This window comes from Pseudomonas lopnurensis (genome assembly GCF_015070855.1).
Taxonomy (GTDB): Bacteria; Pseudomonadota; Gammaproteobacteria; order Pseudomonadales; family Pseudomonadaceae; genus Stutzerimonas; species Stutzerimonas lopnurensis.
In genome coordinates, this window is the sequence record NZ_JADDIX010000047.1 from 1 (window position 1) to 2688 (window position 2688).

Genomic DNA, 2688 nt, shown 5'->3' on the forward strand with positions numbered 1-2688 from the left:
TACGCTCATTCCTTGAACTCGCTGATTTCGATCTGCCAATAGGGTACGTCATCCGGCAGGGCCTTCGCCGCCGGGCGGTTTCTGAAGGCGGGCTCATAGGCTTGCCAGCGCTTCGGCGTCGGCTGTGGCAGGACCAGCGTCTGCGCGCTGTCGCCTTCCTGGCCCAGGTGAAACTGGGCGCTGACCTTGAACCGCCGGGTAACGGTATTGTGATGGCGCTGCAGCGGCGACAGCTGCAGCCGGGGAAACTGGTGGGGCAGGATATAGAGCACGCTGCTCTCGTCCAGCGGCAGGGCGCTCAGTTTGGCGGCGTCGACGCCCCGGCGTTCGACGCGCTCCACATTGAACGCCCCCGTATGCGGCAGCACGGCCAGTTGCTCTTCGGCGTACAACTGGAAGTCGTGCTCGCCACGGAACATGGCCAGCAGCGGCGAGTGGATGGTCAGTACCCAGTCATCGTCCGCAAAAGGCTGCCGGGCCGGATCGCTGCAACTCCAATGGCTCTCAGGGGCGCTGGCCTGGCGCTCGGCTTCGACTTCCCGCATCAGCGCGCGTTGTGCCGGCGGCGCCTGCTCGCGCCAATCCGCCAGACGTGCGACCCAGAGCACCGGCTTGCCGAGGATACCGAGTAGCTGGGTATAGGCGATCTGCGGGTCTTGCAGATGGGCGAAGCGCTGGTCGTCGCCCAGCAGGCTGTCGAGCAGGCCGACCTGGTCGTGGTTGCGGCCGAAGGGGCCGTTCTTCAACAGCGCCTCGGCATCGCTGTCGACCAGCCAGTTGCCCAGGAGGCTGCCGCCGATAAACAGTACGCCACCGGCCACCAGCACGAAGGGGTTGATGGCCATGCCAAAGGCGTAGGCCGTCCAGGCCGCACCGCCAGCGGCGGCAACGCCATACGCCAGAGACGCATCATGGTCGCCCTGGTGCCAGGCGCGCTTGGCGTCCCAGACGGTAAGACTCGTGGTGAATAGCATGGCAATGCCTGAGGCTGCTCTTAGTATCGGTAGCCTGGTACTGCCTGTCTGTTCGTAGAGGTTGGTTGCCCAGCTGCTAGAAATCTTCGCTACATCGAAGCGAGGTTTGTTGAGGGCTTTGACCAAACCATTTTCAGCACCCAATATCGGCTTGCTCAGATTGCCCAGTGCGACGGCAAGATCAAGGCTGGCACTTTCTATACCGCGATCGTATCTAGTGCGGCCATCCCCCGCCTCCTTCTTCAGCCCCCTCACCCCCACCATCTGCGCCTGCAGATTGAACAGTGCACAAACCACCGCCACCAGAGGCACCGCCGGCGTTTCCAGCGTCGCCTGGATGGTGCGGTTGGCCTGCAGTTTCCAGGCGCTGAGCTTGTGTACCTGGGGATGATCCGCCGGGGCGGCGATTATGGTGATCCGGCCAAGATTGGGCAGTTGCCGCTGCGCATGACGGGGGCTGGTGGAGCCGATCGGGTTGCCCGCCTTGTCGTGCAGGGTGGCGTAGCGGTAGTTCCTGCGGGTCAGGGTGCGGCGTTCCTCGGCCGTCAGGCCATGGCTCAGGCCCGCGCCCTCGACGCCCAGTATCACCAGGCCTTGGGTATTGGCATCGGCCCGCGAAACGAGCGTAAGGCCCTTCCACGACGGCGAGAGCCGTTCGAACACGCCGAAGGCCGGAGCGAACAGGCGGTGCAATTCGATATTGACCAGGCTTGCGCCAAGGCGGTTGAGCTGGGTGCCCACGGCGGTGGCGAAAAGGTCCATGAAGTCGCCGACCAGTGCCGTCATGTTCTTGGAAAGACCGAGCGCATCGGTGGCCGGCGTATCGAGGCTGGCCGCCTGCAGCAGCGTGCTCAGGCCCATGCGGGCAGGGTCGGGTTCATGTGTTCGTGCCGACAGCGCCTGCAGGCGCTCGACGGCTTCGGGCAATGTGCCGTCCCCGCCGACCAGCATTCGGCGGGTCAGCGGATGCGTGGCTTGCAACAGGCTCTGCACCAGTCGGTCGATACGGGCTTCGAACTCACGGGCGGGCGGCGCAAGACTCAGGGCATCGCACTGCGGCGGGTTCTTGTTGAGCGCATCCAGGGCTTCGGTCAGCCAGGCGTAGGGTTCCAGCAGGCGTTCATCGTGACTGAACAGCCAATCCGCCGCGACGCTCTCCAGACGGCGTTCGAACAGGGCCAGCAGTCTTTCGAGGGTGCGTTCGAGGTGCTCGCGTGCGGCCTTCCTTTCGTCCTCGAACACGGCTTCGAGCAGAGCCGGCTGGTCGATCAGGTCCCTGAATTTTGCCAGGGGATTATCGCCGGAGCGCATCACGGTGCTGTAGACGACCTGGGCATAACGGCCGTTCGGGCGGTGCGCGATCAAAGCATTGAGCGATAGCAGATAAGCCTCGGCCAGGCGCGCCTGGGCAGTGGCATGGCGCAAGGCGAACAGGGGGTCTTCGAGCATGAAGCCGACCAGCCTGGGATACCCGAGCAGCTTCTTTTCGACCAGCACGTCCGGCCCGGCTTCCAGTTCGGGTAGGGGATGCGGCTGCTCGCCTTGCTGAGATGCGGCCAGTTGCTCTTGCGCATGCTGCAGCTTGATGACCCATTCCGTTTCGGCAAATGCGGCGAAAGTTGGGGTGAAGACGGCCGGGTCGGCCAGGGTGCTTTCCACATTGAAGTCGCGTGCGCGCAGTCCCTCGGCCTGCCGGTCGATGACCACGACCGGC

1 protein-coding gene is annotated in these 2688 nt (G+C 64.4%); it reads right to left on the minus strand.

Features of this window, described 5'->3' with window-relative positions:
- Positions 1-5: 5 nt before the first annotated feature.
- Positions 6-2688 (minus strand): hypothetical protein (locus IN820_RS09265; protein WP_193680698.1); only part of this gene is annotated, 2683 nt, incomplete at its 5' end.